This window comes from Metabacillus dongyingensis, assembly GCF_019933155.2.
GTDB lineage: Bacteria > Bacillota > Bacilli > Bacillales > Bacillaceae > Bacillus_P > Bacillus_P dongyingensis.
In genome coordinates, this window is the sequence record NZ_CP082944.1 from 901,119 (window position 1) to 918,044 (window position 16,926).

General features: G+C 35.0%; 19 protein-coding genes and 1 riboswitch. Of the genes, 12 read left to right on the top strand and 7 right to left on the bottom strand.

The genetic code is table 11. The annotated features are described in order from the left end of the window. Positions 1–165: 165 nt before the first annotated feature. Positions 166–348, bottom strand: a riboswitch (cobalamin riboswitch). Between the two features lie 247 nt (positions 349–595). After that, complete coding sequence (gene dat / locus K8L98_RS04575; protein WP_223440068.1) at positions 596–1,429, top strand: D-amino-acid transaminase; 834 nt, start codon at positions 596–598, stop codon at positions 1,427–1,429. Between the two features lie 54 nt (positions 1,430–1,483). Here dat and nhaC read toward each other — a convergent pair whose 3' ends face one another. Then, positions 1,484–2,887 carry a Na+/H+ antiporter NhaC gene (gene nhaC, locus K8L98_RS04580; RefSeq protein WP_223440071.1) on the bottom strand — a complete coding sequence of 468 codons (1,404 nt, stop codon included), beginning with the start codon at positions 2,885–2,887 and terminating at the stop codon, positions 1,484–1,486. A gap of 560 nt (positions 2,888–3,447) precedes the next feature. On the opposite strand from nhaC, the gene K8L98_RS04585 reads away from it, so the two are divergent. From K8L98_RS04585 to K8L98_RS04605, 5 genes are all read left to right on the top strand, one after another. After that, a complete protein-coding gene (locus tag K8L98_RS04585; RefSeq protein ID WP_223440072.1) occupies positions 3,448–3,939 on the top strand; it encodes a GNAT family N-acetyltransferase in 492 nt (163 codons plus the stop codon). A 16-nt stretch (positions 3,940–3,955) separates the two neighbouring features. Then, positions 3,956–4,564, top strand: a complete 609-nt coding sequence (locus K8L98_RS04590; protein ID WP_223440073.1) for a transglutaminase-like domain-containing protein — start codon at positions 3,956–3,958, stop codon at positions 4,562–4,564. Between the two features lie 329 nt (positions 4,565–4,893). Continuing rightward, positions 4,894–5,370, top strand: coding sequence for a YsnF/AvaK domain-containing protein (locus K8L98_RS04595; RefSeq protein WP_223440074.1), 477 nt, complete (start codon positions 4,894–4,896; stop codon positions 5,368–5,370). Between the two features lie 263 nt (positions 5,371–5,633). Then, positions 5,634–5,978 carry a YsnF/AvaK domain-containing protein gene (locus tag K8L98_RS04600; RefSeq protein WP_223443164.1) on the top strand — a complete coding sequence of 115 codons (345 nt, stop codon included), beginning with the start codon at positions 5,634–5,636 and terminating at the stop codon, positions 5,976–5,978. A 321-nt stretch (positions 5,979–6,299) separates the two neighbouring features. Then, positions 6,300–6,593, top strand: a complete 294-nt coding sequence (locus tag K8L98_RS04605) for a hypothetical protein (protein ID WP_223440075.1) — start codon at positions 6,300–6,302, stop codon at positions 6,591–6,593. Between the two features lie 254 nt (positions 6,594–6,847). On the opposite strand, the gene K8L98_RS04610 is transcribed toward K8L98_RS04605, so the two are convergent. After that, positions 6,848–7,027 carry a hypothetical protein gene (locus tag K8L98_RS04610; RefSeq protein ID WP_223440076.1) on the bottom strand — a complete coding sequence of 60 codons (180 nt, stop codon included), beginning with the start codon at positions 7,025–7,027 and terminating at the stop codon, positions 6,848–6,850. 505 nt (positions 7,028–7,532) lie between these two features. Here K8L98_RS04610 and K8L98_RS04615 point away from each other — a divergent pair. Beyond that, positions 7,533–7,715 (top strand): hypothetical protein, encoded by a 183-nt coding sequence (locus K8L98_RS04615; RefSeq protein ID WP_223440077.1) that lies wholly within the window; start codon positions 7,533–7,535, stop codon positions 7,713–7,715. A gap of 315 nt (positions 7,716–8,030) precedes the next feature. Here the strand turns inward: K8L98_RS04615 and K8L98_RS04620 are convergent, their stop codons facing one another. Next, positions 8,031–9,155 carry an MGDG synthase family glycosyltransferase gene (locus tag K8L98_RS04620; protein WP_223440079.1) on the bottom strand — a complete coding sequence of 375 codons (1,125 nt, stop codon included), beginning with the start codon at positions 9,153–9,155 and terminating at the stop codon, positions 8,031–8,033. Positions 9,156–9,302: 147 nt separating this feature from the next. On the opposite strand from K8L98_RS04620, the gene K8L98_RS04625 reads away from it, so the two are divergent. Beyond that, entirely contained in the window at positions 9,303–9,878 is a 576-nt protein-coding gene (locus K8L98_RS04625) for a YkoP family protein (protein ID WP_223440080.1), read from the top strand. A gap of 89 nt (positions 9,879–9,967) precedes the next feature. Beyond that, positions 9,968–10,810 carry a metallophosphoesterase gene (locus K8L98_RS04630; protein ID WP_223443168.1) on the top strand — a complete coding sequence of 281 codons (843 nt, stop codon included), beginning with the start codon at positions 9,968–9,970 and terminating at the stop codon, positions 10,808–10,810. A 362-nt stretch (positions 10,811–11,172) separates the two neighbouring features. Here the strand turns inward: K8L98_RS04630 and K8L98_RS04635 are convergent, their stop codons facing one another. Together K8L98_RS04635 and K8L98_RS04640 are read right to left on the bottom strand one after the other, a co-directional pair. Further along, positions 11,173–11,730: a cysteine hydrolase family protein gene (locus tag K8L98_RS04635; RefSeq protein ID WP_223440081.1), complete on the bottom strand. Its 558-nt coding sequence runs from the start codon at positions 11,728–11,730 to the stop codon at positions 11,173–11,175. A 695-nt stretch (positions 11,731–12,425) separates the two neighbouring features. Then, complete coding sequence (locus K8L98_RS04640) at positions 12,426–13,328, bottom strand: alpha/beta hydrolase (protein ID WP_223440082.1); 903 nt, start codon at positions 13,326–13,328, stop codon at positions 12,426–12,428. Between the two features lie 403 nt (positions 13,329–13,731). On the opposite strand from K8L98_RS04640, the gene K8L98_RS04645 reads away from it, so the two are divergent. Next, on the top strand, positions 13,732–14,277 hold the full coding sequence (locus K8L98_RS04645) for a TetR/AcrR family transcriptional regulator (RefSeq protein WP_223440083.1): 546 nt from the start codon (positions 13,732–13,734) through the stop codon (positions 14,275–14,277). Between the two features lie 163 nt (positions 14,278–14,440). Beyond that, positions 14,441–14,575, top strand: a complete 135-nt coding sequence (locus tag K8L98_RS26525; protein ID WP_275976739.1) for a hypothetical protein — start codon at positions 14,441–14,443, stop codon at positions 14,573–14,575. Between the two features lie 265 nt (positions 14,576–14,840). On the opposite strand, the gene K8L98_RS26790 is transcribed toward K8L98_RS26525, so the two are convergent. Beyond that, positions 14,841–15,080, bottom strand: coding sequence for a VanZ family protein (locus tag K8L98_RS26790; protein ID WP_240549812.1), 240 nt, complete (start codon positions 15,078–15,080; stop codon positions 14,841–14,843). A 398-nt stretch (positions 15,081–15,478) separates the two neighbouring features. Continuing rightward, a complete protein-coding gene (locus K8L98_RS04655; RefSeq protein ID WP_223440085.1) occupies positions 15,479–16,201 on the bottom strand; it encodes an NADPH-dependent F420 reductase in 723 nt (240 codons plus the stop codon). A gap of 227 nt (positions 16,202–16,428) precedes the next feature. Between K8L98_RS04655 and K8L98_RS04660 the strand changes: the two genes are divergently transcribed. Next, complete coding sequence (locus K8L98_RS04660) at positions 16,429–16,788, top strand: winged helix-turn-helix transcriptional regulator (protein WP_223440087.1); 360 nt, start codon at positions 16,429–16,431, stop codon at positions 16,786–16,788. Positions 16,789–16,926: the final 138 nt, after the last annotated feature.

Sequence of the window (16,926 nt, forward strand, 5' to 3'; positions counted from 1 at the left end):
AAGCGCCATTATCAGCTTCTAGTTCTGAACGGGGAGCCTGAATTTTTATGCCTAAAAAAAATCCGCTCATGGGATCATGAGCGGATCAAACGATAGAATAACAGGGTGAAAGCAGTCCTGTTATTAACCATCGTTCCATCTCCTCAGTCCCCGAAGAATTCGAAACTATCTAGCAATCAAATGGCAGGTCTCCTGACTTGTGATCATTCTTCGCTGAGTCCTTCCCATACTTCAATCTCGTACAGTGGTAATCCCAGTTCGTCACACTTACAGTTGCGGGGACAGTTCCGGATTTGCACCGGATTCCCTTTTAAGCCAATAAATTGGCACCTTTGCTCGCTGTTGTTTTTCAATATGTAGTATTGTAGTTTTGATTAAATATCAATATGTTGTGTTCTTGGCTAATTTCATCATAATGGACAGGAAAAGAAATTTCAACTTAAATCTTCTGAAATTCAAATAAAAATGTAAAACCATTTTACAGACCAGCGTGTTTCATCATAACATAGGGAGAGGAAGTTTTTCATTCAATCACATTTATTCGATCCGATTTATTTTTGAAAACAGCTTTCAATCTAAATAAAGGAGCCTTCATATGTACATACTTTTAAACGGTGAATTTAAACAGAAAAACGAAGTATCCATTGACTTTGAGGATAGAGGATATCAATTCGGGGATGGTGTGTACGAGGTTATTAGAGTATATAATGGCTCATATTTTGCGATGAAAGAGCATATGGAGCGATTTGTCAGAAGTGCAAAAGAGATTAAGATTGTACTGCAGAATACAGCAGAGGAATTAACGGCGATGCTTAATGAGCTGCTTCGGAAAAATCAAGTGCAGGACGGCGCGGTCTATATGCAAATCACACGGGGCGTAACAGGGAGGAAGCACCTTTTCCCCGGGCAAGACGTTAAGCCTCAAATTGTGGCCTATCCAATTCCCTGTTCAAAACCTGCAGCAGAACAGGAAAAAGGAATTAAACTGCATTTGATGGAGGATGTCCGCTGGCTCCGATGTGACATTAAAAGTTTGAATTTGCTGGGGAATGTCCTTGCAAAGCAGGAAGCTTTTGAAAATGGTGCATATGAGGCTCTGCTGCACAGGGGCAAGCATATAACGGAAGGCTCTTCATCCAATTTTTACGGAGTAAGGAACGGTGTGATTTATACTCATCCTGCCAATAACTTGATTTTAAATGGCATCACACGGATGAAGGTCGTTGAACTGTGTGAAAAAAACGGTTTAACGCTAATCGAAGAAATGATCAAAGCAGATGATCTTGTAAACCTTGATGAAGCTTTTATTACTTCAACAACCAGTGAAGTCATTCCAGTTATTGAGATTGACTCAATGAAAGTCAATGGGGGAGTACCGGGTCCGGTTACGAGAGAACTTCAGCGATTGTTTGAGGAAATGATAGATTAAGATTTTCAGGATCATAATAAAAAAGGAAAGAGCTATAGCTCTTTCCTTTTTTTATTATGATGCAATTGATTCTAAGTTTGGTTTCCCGTTATTTTTACGTTCAGGAAGAAACCCGTACAAAATGCTGAACAAAGGAGAAAGACATAAAAATAATGCAAATGGGATGTATACGATGGCGTCAACACCAAGAGTCTGTGCGAAAAAGGCTCCGCTGACCCCCCATGGAACTAATGGATTGAAGAGTGTACCGCCATCATCAAGGGATCTTGATAGATATTTTTTATTGATATTCAGTTTTTCATAAACTCCCTTGTAGGATTGACCGGGAATAAAAATGGATAAGTATTGCTCACCTGTAACTAAATTGACTCCTATTGAAGAAGAAACCGTTGCAAGGATAAGCTGGCCCTTTGTTTTTACCCGACGTATCAAACCGTTCAAAAGTGTTTGAATCAACTGCAGCTTGTCCATTAATCCACCTAAAGCAAAGGCGATCATGATAAGTGAGATGGACCACATCATGGACTGCAGACCGCCGCGATTCAGCATATTTTGAACCATTTCTTGTTCAATGCTGAAAGTTGTGCCGTTTTGAAGAACATTTAAGAATTGGGCAAAAGTGGCATGATCCTGAAATAAGATTCCAGTTGCACATGCCGTGGCAACTCCAACTGCAAGAGCAGGAATGACGGGAACTCTTGTCATAGCGAGAACAATCACTATAAGGGGAGAGATTAACGTCCAAGCACTTATCTGCACATGCTGCTGCATCACAGAAATGATTTCCTCAATATTAGCCAAGGTTGCAGCATTTATGGTTAAAGTTGTCCCTAAATACCAAAAAATAATGGCTGTGATTAAAAAGGCAGGGCCTGTTGTTTTAGAAATATGACGAATGTGCGTAAAAATATTGACTGATGAAACACCTGCTGAAAAGTTTGTCGTATCAGACATTGGCGACATCTTATCTCCGAAGCATGCTCCGCAAATAACCGCTCCCGCAGCCCATGGGGCAGGAATCCCAGCGGCAACAGCAACTCCCATTAGAGCAACTCCAACTGTACTGACTGTTGTAAAGCTGCTTCCAACCAATAATGAAATAATCGTACAGCAAATAAGCGAGAGAATGAGCAGCGATCCTGGTTCAATCAGATTTAATGCATAAACCATAACAGTTGGAATCGTTCCGCTGAACATCCAGGCACCAATCAAAATTCCAATTAAAGCCAAAATGATAATAGGCTGTACACCTGACTGAACTCCCTTAACAAGACCTTCTTCAATTTCTTTCCAGGAAAACTTATAGATGAGAGCAATTCCGCTTAAAAGGACGAGACAAAGCATAAGCGGCAAGTGCGGCTCTGTTTTTAAATAAAATAAACTAATCAGTATAATGGCAATCATGGATATGAAAATCATAACTGATGATGCAAATGAAACAGTTTTTGGATGATTCATTAATTCTAATTCCTTCCTTTTATACTTAAACGCTTTTATGCTTTTGCGCATAAAAGTATTATATCAATCTATTAACTTATGTCAACTGGAGAAATTAGTAAGCAATTAGTCCTCTGTTCAATGAGAAATATTATATAGCTGCCTAATATGGACTTTTCCTTTCATGAATACAATTTTCACTTGCGGAAACCGGTATAATACTTGCCAATGAACGCTTTTTTTTTCCATAAGTCACTAAAGAGACACAATAGAGTAAGACAGCTGAAGCAGCTTTGCTGGATTGAAGACTGAAGGAGTGCTGATGCGGGTTATAGGAGAAATTGAATGACTTTACCCTTACAAAGAATGAGAAGCCCAATAAAAAGAAAGAGCAAGCTTAACTAGTAACGGGTTCTGGTCAGAGGTGCAAAACAGCAAATCGCAATGTAAGAAGCACTCCATTCACAATCGGGCTATATTCTTGAATAAGAGAGGAATTTTTAGATAGTAAAGTTATATCTCTCCGTTGATTAAATATACAATCAATTGTATATTTATAACATAAAAGGGAGGGATTTAACTTGGAGGTAAAATTTGCTGAGGTATCGCATGCACCGATAATACACGACTTAATGATCAAGGCATTTATGGAATATAAAGACGAAGTACCACCCTCAAGTGCTTTGGAGGAAACTATACAATCTGTAGTAATTGCTTTAAAAGACGGTGAGCAGGGTTTAATTAGCTATGTTGATAATCAGCCTGTTGGAATGGTTCGTTTTCAATTAAAAGAAGACGGTTTATATTTTTATAGACTATCAGTAATTCCAGAAAAACAGGGTCTTGGTATTGCGAAAAAAATATTAGGGTCTTTAGAAGATGCCGCAATAAAAAAAGGAGTAACTACGATATTTTGCAAAGTTCGTATGACTGTGCCTAAAAATATAAAGTTATATCGTTCAACTGGGTATGGAATCTATGATGAGGAAGTTGTACATAAGCCAAACGGCATAAATATTAAAGTTGTTTCTATGAAGAAGAGACTCGATTTGGGCAAGCATCACAATAATTGATTGAGGAGTGGAGCTAGTGTATCTAATATGTGAAAGTGAGAATTTAGAAGATTATTTGCTTGAATTAAACGAGATTAATTATTCTAACCCTTTGATAAAGTCGAAAGTAGATGAACTATTTAATCCATCTCAATCTGAAATTGAAAAGGCAGAGGTTGCTTTTGAATTTGTTCGAGATGAAATATCTCATTCGTGGGATATCCAAGGGAAACGAGTTACGTGTAAGGCATCAGATGTATTAACCTATAAAGAAGGGATATGCTATGCAAAATCCCATTTACTAGCATCTTTATTACGTTCACAAGGAATACCAACTGGTTTCTGTTATCAACGTTTGATGTTGTTTGATACACCAGAAAAAGGGTACTGTATTCATGCTTTGAATGCTGTCTTTTTCAAAGCACTTAATAAATGGCAAAGGCTAGACGCTCGTGGAAATAAAAAGGGAATTGAAGCCCAATTTTCAATTGATAAAGAAAAATTAGCTTTTACGCCCCAAGAGAAGTTTGATGAAAAGGATTATCCTATTATTTATAGGGAACCACATCCAAAAACAATAGCTGTGTTAAAAGAACAAACAGATGTATTAGAAATGTATAAATATCATTTACCAGAGAGCTTATAGTTATTCCATTTAAGGGCGCTATTCTTCGGTAAGACAAACTAAATGATCTTCAACAATCGGGGGCTTTCAGGGAATATCTATGCAGCGTTGATGTTCTAAGATGATCTTCAACAATCGGGCGCGTTAATCGAGGATGAAGGCTAACGACTCTGAGGTTTTTTAAAAGTTTAATCAAAATGTATCCCAAATAAAACATTGGATGTAAAATACCAAATGGCTAAGTAAAGCCTTTTTAGAAACAGGCACCAAAATTCAAGCGCATATTTTCACTCACACAGGTAACATTACTACTTGTACGATCCAAGCACATCCCTTAGGAGGTTTTCATCATGGGCTTTTTTGATTTATTTAACGAAGAAGGAACTCAAAAGGAAACTCGAAAAAAGGTACGTGAAGCAGATCGCACTGCCGATACAGAATTTGCAGCAGAAGACGTACATCTTGATCTTCGTGCTGAAGAATTGGACATCGACAAACACCGTGTGGAGACTGGTGATGTGACGCTTCATAAGGACATTGTTGAGGAAGAACAATCAGTGAATGTCCCTGTTTTACATGATCAAGTCGTTATTGAACAAAGAGCCGTTGATCACGAACCAACAGATGAACCAATTACAGAGGAAGAAACGGTTCACATTCCAGTAACTGCTGAAAAAATTGATGTAGAAAAGCATACGGTCGTCACTGGTGAAGTCTCTGCTCATAAACGTTCGGTTCAGGAAACAGAACAAGTACGCGACGTACTTCGGAAAGAAGTTGCAGATGTTGAATCGCATGGTAATACAGATATTATAAAAGAGGACTAATTGTGCCTACCTACTTAACTTCTAGTTAAGTAGGTTTCTTTCCATCCTCATATATATAAAAGAACTTCAGGAGGTCCTATGGGAAAGTATATTACTATTGGTGCGATAATCGGTAGCATAATCGGTTGGGTAACAGGTTTTACAATCGTTACAGGACTCGTTATAGGAGCAATCGCAGGCGGAATTAGTTATACAATGAATTCGAGAAGGAACATCGACAAACCGACTAAAAAAACAAATGAAATTAAAGAACAAACGCTTCAATTACGAGAAGAGCAGCTGGATATAAAAAAAAACGAGTACAAACGGGGGAGGTTAAAGTTCATAAAGAAGTCGTCGAAGAACAGAAAACGTTCACTGTTCCTATTAAGCGTGAAGAATTGGTAATAGAGGCAGGAAATGGGGAGGAACTTCGAATTCCTCTGAAAGAAGAAGAAGTTGAAATAAACAAACACCCTGTGCAAGTAAATAAAGTATTGGTTACAAAACGACAAATTGAAGAAATAAAACAAATAAAGGAAAAGCTGAAAAAAGAAACAGCACAAGTTTACGTTACAGGTGATAATGTGGATGTCATAAAAAAGCCGCCTTCTGTAACAAAGGACTAAACCATTTCCCGCCTTATTCGTGTAGGGCAGGTGAAGGCGCTAATCAACTCCTGCTCCTTTTACGTAACCTTCGAGACCACCTTCGCCTCCAGCAATCAACAGCGCTGCATTGATAACACTATTGCAGTAAACTGCATCACAATTGAATGAACTTTCTCATGTTCCAGAGCCTCATCAGCCTACATAAGACCTCAAGAATTGATTATGAAATTAGTCCATATCAAAACATTGCCAGCATCATCAAATCCATGATAGCAAATATTAGATGAAGGAAAGGAAAAGTTTTTGCTTTCCAAATATAAAAAGAGGAAGTGCTTGAGAATGAATAACTGGATAAGCGCGCTTTTAAATACAGGGAGAAGACAAAACATTTTAAAGATGTTTGGCAGGAAAAGAAACAATAGAGGCATGATGTGGGTGTCTTTATTAGGTCTTGGAGTTAGTGCAACCGCATTTGGATTAGGCAGAAATCGAAACAGAAATATGCTGCGTCCTGTTCAAAATGTAATGAATAATATTCGAACCCGAACAGCTGGCCAAATGCCAAACGCTACAGCTATAACAGAGTTTTCAAAGGAATTAGTACCTTACAAAAATCCTTTAAAAAACAAATGAATTTCAGTACACATAAAAATGCCTACTACAATGTAGGCATTTTTATGTGTAGAATTGGAACCGGTAAAAACCGAATCAAAATTTTCTATTGATAAAAGACAGATTACTGTTACAACTAATAATAATCATACATGTTTTCGACAAAAATATAGCTACTTTTGACGGTCGAAAAAACCGACTTTTTACAAAGTAATCCCTTATCGTTATTAATCTGCATTTTGCTTGTGATACTCTGAAAAAAGAGTTTGCTTTTTTTAACTAATCTGATTCCATACTCTTTCCATATTTAATGGGACATATATCTTATCCCCATTTATCTCCCTATGCACGATGGGATTTTTAAAGCTGTTCTCTAAATAATACATTTGATTTTTACGCCTTGCTTTACGATGTACTCCTAATATATTTTCTAAGCTTTCTCCTGACGTTTTCATTGTACCTTTCTCCTTTTATCTATGTTGTTTATTTATTTTCAGGGTATGGTGTCTATTTTATTAGTAATAACTGACCAAATAAATACTGCAGTAACTAGCGATAGTAATAATATATGAATCGTTTTTTATCTTTTCCCATATTTTTCACTCGAATAGACTTATGATATTTTGTAAAAAACAGAAATTTCTAAAGGGTGGTTTACACGATCAAAAAAAAACAATACATTGAAAAATATGGGATTTTTATTTGTTTGAGATAATACTAAATTCAACTTGTGCATTGAGTAAGGAAATTTTAATTCCTTACGTGCTCTTTAAACATCCTTTATGAACAACTCTTGTATATTTTGTAATATATTTTCAACCTCGATAATCTTATATTTCCTTTAAAGCATTTTTTTATTATCAATTGTTTTGGTAACAAACACCTTAAATTATTTAGTTTTTTATAGCCAAGATATTAAGGTTCAGGAAATGAACAAAAATCTTAAAAAAGGTGATATAGATGAAGACAAACATGGATAAAATTTTACCGGTTTTCGCTTCAGTCGGAGTAGGTATTGCAGCTTATCAAATGATGAGTGGAAATGGTGGGAAAATGAAAAATATGATACCACTGGCCTCAAACATGATGGGAATGGGGACTGGGATGCAAGGACAGAATCAACAACAGTCCGGAAATCAATAAGGCTATGTATTAAATCAATCCTTTATGGATGAAAGGTAATTTTTATTTCAAAGCGTTCTTTGATTCATTCATTATACAGATTAGTGTTATGAATTTAAGAACGCTTTTTTTTACTCTAAAACAAAAGAACAAAATAGGAAGCCGTTTAGGCATCCAAGAATTATATTATCTTGAATCTACCCGACGGTTTGAAGCTGCTTTTTACAAATAATTAGAATCTACATTTGCTGTTTCTCAAAAGCGTTGATTTGCTTACTAGTTTGTACAGTTCATTATATTCAGTTCCAAGATGATTTTGAATTTTGGTCTATTCATTTAAAATGTCTCATCATATTTAGCTAAAATTTGTCCAACCATTACGGAAAAGTCCTGTTTTGATAATTGTTGGTGATAGGAGTTAAATTGTTTATCTAAAACGCTTCGATGCCGTTCGCAATATAAAATTGATAGTATCTGTTCTTCAAGATGTGATTTTGTTTTCCAATTTTCCAAATGGAAAACGAGGCCGAGTTTTTTTAAATATCGTAAATTAATTTCTTCCTGGCCGGGCAATGCGTGATACACAAAAATAGGAATTTTTTTGTATAAACTTTCGCTTATTGTTACTCCGCCAGGCTTCGTAATAATTGCGTCAGCTTCATTGTACAACTGATTCATTTCTTCTTTTGATGAAATGTATGACAATGGTTTGATCATCGGATTGCTCATTTGCTTAATCAAGCGATACAGCTTGTTGTTTTTTCCACATAAAACTTTATAGTGAATATTGCCAGCCGGCTCAAGTTTTTGAACGAATGTTTTGATTGAACCAACACCAAGGTTTCCACCTGATATCAATATTGAGTATGTTCTTCGTTTTTTCGGCTCACTTGTTCCTGTCTTTAACAACGGATGAATCGGAATACCAGTTACATGAATACGCTCTGATTCAATACCCCGACTTATTAAATATTCCTTTAACTCTCTGCTTGGAACGAAATGATAATCTATCGCTTCAATCCCCCATATTTGATTAATGAAGTAATCAGTATAGACATTGATAACAGGAATGGCATGTTTTTTTCTGCTTTTTAACTGGTTCAACATATAAGAAGGTAATGCATGTGTACATATAATTAGGTCCGGTTTTTTTTCTCTAATTAACTTTTCCATCCAAACTAAAAACAACAGTTCATATAAACGGAAACGTTTTTTCTCCTGCTCGTTTTCAAACACTGATTTCCGATAAATCCAACTGTACATACCAGGAAAGAGATGAATCCACTTTAGATAGAACGCTGACACAAACGTTTCCATTTTCCCATAGCTATAAGACAAAATATCAATCTTTTCACAACATAAAGATTCATCTATTTCATGCATGTATTCCATCATTCCATCTGCTGCATGATGATGACCAGATGATATCTGCAAAAAAGGCATAAATAATACCCGTTTCATGAACGCACCCACCTTTTTTTATTTAGCTTGTGTTATTGACTGTGAATCATTCCCCTGAAATTCCCATCAATATTTGTAAGAAAGCTTAGTCAAAATAAGTGTATAATCTTTTCCGCTTTATAAAAGACAATTGCAAGGAGAATAACAATGAGAGTAAGACTTTACGTTATTTCAGCTTGGAGTATAATTGATCCTTTGTATTTTTTCTTTACTCGCTTGCACTACCTTGAACAAACGAAAAAAAATGATACTATTTTCAGGGTAAGACTAACTCGCTATAAAGGTCGTTTAGTCGTCCTGTCTGATGGAACAATGATTAAGAAAAATGATGTTCTAGTCAAGATACATCTACATAACGCTCGCTTATTAAAAGAACTTCAAAGCATTGACACTGATTTTAAAAAAGCAATGCTACTTTATAAAAAAGTAAAAGAGTCGTTGCCTCACCTTGCCTTATATATTCAACGTCATAAAAATAAAGGCGAAATTAAAGGGATAATCGGTATTACGATGCTAACCAAAGGCTGCGAACGATTAGGATTTGAGTCTTATACAATTTCGAGTCCCACGTATAAATGGTTTAAAAAACTGGCACTCTACCCAATCTATCTCCTTTCAATGTCAAAACTGCCTCCTAAAGGCAAAAAAAGACCTTCTCCGAAGTACGTATTTATGTCAAAAGAAAGCTTGTATGAAAAAAGTGAACTCAATAAATCTGGATGAATCTCCATTAATTACAGGTAACAATATCCCCTCCTTTTTCCTATAATTGTTTAAAGGAGGGGATACTATTGTACATTTGGTTGACGATTATGTTGGTTGCATTTATTGTCAATTTATTATTTTTCATTGTTTACAAAGGCTATAAGAACACCCAAAACATTGTAATCAACAACGTTTCAATAAATACCAAACAAAATGAGCATCCTTATCGTGTTTTGCACATTTCCGATATGCATCTTGAAAATATCTCTATTACACCTGAACAGCTTTATGAAAGTCTAAGAGATCAACCGATTGACTTAATTGCATTAACAGGTGATTTTTTAGATCGAAAACGAAGTATTCCAAAATTAATTCCTTATTTAAAGGTGTTTAATAAATTAAAGCCAAGACACGGAACGTATGCCGTATTTGGTAATCATGATTATGTGTTGAGTCACCCAAACTTCCTTAAACTAAAGCAAGTGTTAGAGGAATATGGATGTAAAACAATGCAAAACGAAAATGATGTACTCATGATTAACGGCAAGCCATTGAATATTATTGGGATCGATGACTTTAGTACAAAACGAAGTGATATTCACAAATCATTTAAAGGACTTGCAAACGGATATAATCTTGTATTGACACATGATCCAAATATCGTTCTCAGAATGAAAGACGTTCCTTTTGATTACTTGATTTCAGGTCATTTCCATGGTGGGCAAATTCATTGGCCAAAGCCGTATCACCTAGTTAAGATGGGCAAATTAGTACGAATGAACATGGTGAAAGGTTTGCATCATCATGACGGAAAGCCATTTTATATCAGTGAAGGCTTGGGACAAACGGGACTAAACATTCGTATAGGAAGCCGACCAGAAATTACGTTTCACAATCTAAGGCTTAAGTCGAGCACAGATAAAATAGAGAAAACAGCGGAAGCAGTCTAAACCACCCAAAGAAAAAAATTCTTGGGTGGTTTTAATTTTGTCTCGCTTTTAAACTTAGAATATTTACGGTTGGCGCAAGTCATTTCCGTCGTATTAATCTTTGGAGAGGTGAGCATATTTTGGTGCCGTCAAACGAAGGGCAGTATAGTTGAAGAGTGGTTTCAAGAGTTTGATCAACAATCGGGCCAGATTGTGGAATAAGTAATAGTGAGGGCGCTTATACAGAAAAAGCATCTTTAATATTAACAAGTCTGATTTAAAGAAGCATTTATTTGATGCCATTAATTAACGAGTACAATAAATAAAAATCCAGCTGCCATTTCAGGCAGCTGGATTTTTATTTATCATAGTACGGGTTAATATTACCTATAAGAGTCATGAGTTGGACGAAACAAATCTTCCTCTGAATATCTGACCATCGAAAAGTGTTCGACATTATCATGACCATGAAGGGTACGATTATGATGCTTTATAATTTGTTCTGCACTTAAAACATCATTGTCCGTTGTTGAATGCCCATCACCGACCAATGTTACATCCAAACCACACATAGTAGCTGTTCTGACTGCACTATCTATACAGTATTGTGTTTTACAACCCATAATAACAATATGTTCAATCTGGTGAGTTTTTAAATGTTTTAGAAGACCTGTCCCGTGAAAGGAATTCGTCGCAGACTTATCGAAAATCTTTACATCCGTGGGTATATTGATTTCGTTGTGAACTTGAAATCCTCCACCTTTTCCCTCAGCAACATCAAGATCCCTTACAAACACAACTGGGACATCAGCTTCTTTTGCTTTTTCAATTACTTTATTGATATTCCTGATAAGATGTTCTTTATTAAAAACAGGACTTTCTTTTTGAGTACCATCAATTAATTCTTGTTGAGCATCGATGATTAATAATGTTTGATTCAAATGATTTTCCCCTTCCAAATTGTGGGGAAACGTTAAACTGCTTAATTAGTTAGACGTTATCCCCTTAGAATTTTCCACGCTAACATTTACTTTGTTTGTCATAATATCTACCTCCTAAGCAAGGGTTGTCTAAATATTTAAATTAATAATTTTAATATTTAGACAACTTTATTGTACCATATTTCTTCAAAAAACATTCCTTTTTTTAGAAGTGATGCATGTTTGCCTTCCATTCTTTCTTCATAGAGGGAGTTTGATAAGATTATTGTTCTTTTTCTTATTCAGCTAACCCAGCTAATAGAAGCTACCCAGTCTTCCCTATAGGTTGCTTGTATGTATAATGAAATAATTGGAAGAATCGGAGAATATAGATGCCAAAAATACACTATCTTTTAAAAGAAATGAAGAACAATATATATTAAACTCATAACTCAGGAGACAAAGACGAAATGGTATGTTATTCCATTAAAGGGCAGTTTAACGGAGTAAGCGGATACTGAAGTTCTTCTAAATAAGGGCCATTATATTGAATAAGAATTAGTTTCTGTTCAAATTTAAATTCAAATGTTATTCAGCTTCTTATCTGAAGCAAAATAAAGCCGTTTTCCTTAAAAATTACTAGGAAAACGGCTTTATTCTTAATGATACCAAGCATCTGTTTTATAAAAACACGTTGGATGCTACTTTCTTATTTCTTATAGATTCCTGCCAAAGAAATCTGTTAACTTAGGTACAGCTTGACCTATATATTCTGGGATATCATACATAGCAATATGCGTTGCACCCTCAACTTCAAATAATTCTTTTGGTCCATTTGACAATGAGTAGAATTGGTCGCTGTATCCTCGTGTGTCAGCCTCAGTTCCTACAATTAATAACATCGGTTGAGTTAGGTAGGTGCCAATTTGGCTTGATGCTGAGAATGACATCAGTTTGTCCATACTTGTAAATTGGAATCGATTTGTAGAATTAGGGTGCTGTGCTCTAGGTGTTCTATAGTAGTCATAAGCTTCACGTAAAAGCACAGGTGTATCTTCGTTAATTTCTTCAAGCGTATCAGGTGCCCAAGTAAGTTGGTTCACTTCTGTACCGTTTACTTCGACAGTACGCTGCTTCGCAACTGCCTCAAGTGTTTGCAATTGTGTTTCAACGCTTGCTTCTCCTCGGAACATGGCACCAATATCCACTGCACTGACAGTTGCTACTGCTTTGATGCGACGTTCAGTTTGAGCGGCAGAAACAGCATAACCGCCACCGGCACAAATACCTAGTGCTCCAATCTTTTCTTGATCAATATATGGAAGAGTCGTCAAATAATCGATTGCACAACGGACATCTTCTACCCGGGCATATGGGTCTTCAAGTAAACGTGGTTCTCCCTCGCTCTCTCCCTGACAAGACGCGTCAAATGCTAACGCAACAAAACCATTGTCAGAAAGCTTTTGTGCATATACCCCTGCAGTCTGTTCTTTTACTCCTCCACCAGGATGTACAACAACAATCCCAGAATATTTTTTACTTTCTTCAAATCCCTCTGGTAAATAAAGGTTCCCTGCCATCTTTAAATCACCATTTTTAAACGTTACTGATTTTTTCATGTTTTTTTCTCCTTTTATCAAAAATTTAGCACCTACCTTCAGCCTATACACTGAAAAAGTAATCCTTTTTTGACCATATATATTTTGTTTAGCAAATAATTTTTTAGTCACCATAATAACAACAATGACATTTAATTAATTCCATAGAAAGTAAGATAATTAATTATTTCTTATTGAAATTTCCATCCCTTCTTTCGTTGAGATTTACCTGTTTTATTATGTTGCAGGCAGTGAAATGAAACACGAGAGAAATAATGCGTGTTGATGTATTATCTCGCCTGTGTGTATAATATAAAAGAAAAACAGGATGTTTTCAAACGTCAATTTCGTTGGATTCATGTATTAATGCACGAATCAATTGAAATTGTGTATTAATTTTCAAGAAAGTTTGGTGACTAAGACAATGACTAAAGTGGATAGAAGAATACTTAAATCTCAAGAAGCCATAAAAAACGCTTTTATTGAACTCATGTCGGAGAAAGATTTTGATAAAATTACGGTAAAGGATATTTGCGATGGAGCGAATGTAGGGAATAGAACGTTCTATCTACATTACCTAGATAAATTTGATTTACTCGATAAACTCATTGAAGAATATATCAATGAGCTTAAAATATTGTGTGCATCGGTATCTGAACTGAGTTTTAAAAAAGCGACTCTCATTTGGTTTGAATTTTTGGAAAATCATTATTTATTCTTTTCGACGATGTTAACAGGGAAAGGAGCCTTTGCTTTTCATAAACACTTTTTAGAATTCATCATAGAAGAATTAAAGAATGACGTAGATATTATAGATGGGAAAAATAAAGGGTTCAGTGAAACCATGATTCTTACCTTTTTTGGGTCAGCTATTGTAGGAGTAGTGGAAACCTATTTTATGAAAGGAATTCCTGATCCACCTGAAGTTGTAGCAGAACAATTGGGGATGTTATTAGATAGAAATCTGTAGTTATGAAAAAGTATCTTCATTCGAAGATACTTTTTAAAATTGGTTAATGATATTCAACAATCGGGGGCGGTTGCTAGATAAGTTGTCACTCGCACCTTTATTAAAAATTGGGTGGTTTAGTTAAGGAAGATTAGCTTGAAAAATTGTAACGAGGTGAGCACTTATGGCAATTAAATTTAAAGAATTAGAAGAACGAAAACTTTATGCTGCAATGTATTTTCTTTTTAAGGGAATATCTTTATTGGATGATGTAAATTCAACTGTTTTTGAAAGATTGGATTTTGAAAATGAAATATAAAGAACCTACTGTATCAAAGTCATTGATGGTATACCCTCTGTTAATTTTCATGAACAGCAATTCTCCAATTACTGAAATTTATAAGTAATAACACCAATAATTAATAACAGGAATAATGCAAAAATGCATATCGTTCCAATTGAAGCTAAAACATTAAGGATTTTATTTGCTTTTGTACTAAACAGCTTACAAAATACAATATAAACTCCAACTCCAATAATTCCACCTAATGTATTTCCCATAAGGTCAGTTATATCGCTACCTCCTATGCAAAGATGAATTGCAATACTTCAAATAACAAACTAACTCCTGCTATTACTGCAATCTTTTTCAAGAAAGACCAATTTGGTTTTAGCATACTGATATAAATTCCAAATGGGATAAATGCAAGTACATTAAAGATTATTTCATTAAAATCTATTTGATTATTAACAATAACTGAACCAGCAAAAGGGATTAAGTTGATTCCCCTAAAATCCGGCAAGTCTTGAAATGAAAATTGCATTTTAACGAGTATAATCCATGTTAATACAAATAAATATACGGCCAACAAGCCAGCAGTTATTTTATTTTGATTTTTCCATATAAATCCTCAATTCCTACATAACATAGCGTTACTTCTTTTTATTTTTCTTATCGAGACTAGATCCGATAGCTACTCTAAAACAAAGACCCCTTCTTCGTCTGAAAATGTCGTTTTTAATGCGACTGCCTATCCGGAGGTTCATTTATACTGACCGATAAATATTTTTAAAGTGTTACATCCAAGATGGATGATATAGAGTTTACAGTAAAAGATATAAAATATGCCAAAAATCGTGATCAAAGTTATCTTGATCACTATTTTAGGTTCCAAATTTCCTATGTCTTCTATATAGCAATAATCAATATGGGTTTCCTAAATTATGAATTATATGTTTCTCTGTTTAAATTCACAATATCTTTATGTGAAAATTCAGCTGAAAACTTTTCCATTGCCTTATCCCGTAGGAATGGGGCTTTTTCTTTATTTGCCTTTTTCAATGCTTCCGTTAGTTCCTCTTTTGTTAGTTCTGTGCAGTATGCAGGAGTTCCCGGCTGTTGTCTCCACGAATCACTTAAAGAACCACTGTCTACTGCGTCGAAGCCTAGCTCGTTTACTATGTCCATAATTATTTGTTTTTGTGATAGGTCATTACCAGCAATTGCCATGGCAATGCGTTTACTAGTACCTTCGGGGGTTCCTTTATTTTCTAAAGTATAAGCTAATTGATTGTTGAATGCTTTAATGATAGGTCTACCTAATTGATTTGAAACCCAAACACTTTCAACCATCCCGTTCTCAATTTCTTCAATTTTATTGTCTCTAAAAGGATAATAATTTGAAGTGTCTACAACGATTACTTCCTCTTCAGATTTATCTACAATGTTGCGAATACTTGGCATTACATGAAAAGGGATAGATATTATAAGAAAGTCAATATTTGTTATTACATCTTCTACACTCACAGGTGTTCCAGCAAGCTCTTTTCCTTCTAAACGTTCAATTCCTCGAGCATCTGCAATTTTGACATCATGTCCATTCTTAACTAATTTTTTAGAAATAATTGCCCCTATTGGTCCTGCACCTATAATTCCAAATCTCATTATTGTTCCTCCTAAATATAATTTGTTCGATTATGATTAAATATCAGCTATGGAATTTTCCAATACCTCAACACGAAATTGTCTACATTCCTTTTTTGCAAGCATTAAGGTAATTGAGTTTTGGTTATAAATAATATAATGAACTCATTACTCTTACTTTTAAAGTAGGCAATAAAAAATGATATAGTACACTTTTTTGTACTTTATAGAAGAAAAGGGATGTAAGTATGGCTAGAATATGCAAGGATGGATTTGAAAAAGAGTTTATTAAGGAGCAAAGAGACGTTTATGGTATTGCGTATACTCAAAATATGCTTTCAGGACGCTGGAAGTATCTTATTCTTTGGTTTTTAAAAACAAAGGAACGTCGTTATAACGAAATTAAAACTTTTTTATGGGACATTTCACAAGGTTCTCTTACAAAACAGTTGAGAGAATTAGAAACAGATGGATTAATTAAACGAGAAGTTTTTCCTGAGGTACCTCCACGTGTTGAATATTCATTAACAACTAAAGGGCGTGAATTTATCCCAATACTTGATTTGATGGAGAATTTCGGCAAAAAATTCGGGGAGAAACCTGAGTGAAATAATAAAATGATATTTTTTATTAATTGGGCCGATATTGTGAAGTGTTGTACTTAAATTAACGGGGCAGAATAGTTTTAGTAAAAAATGTAAAAAAGTAAAAATAAACGATATGATAAATAATAAGTTATATTATGG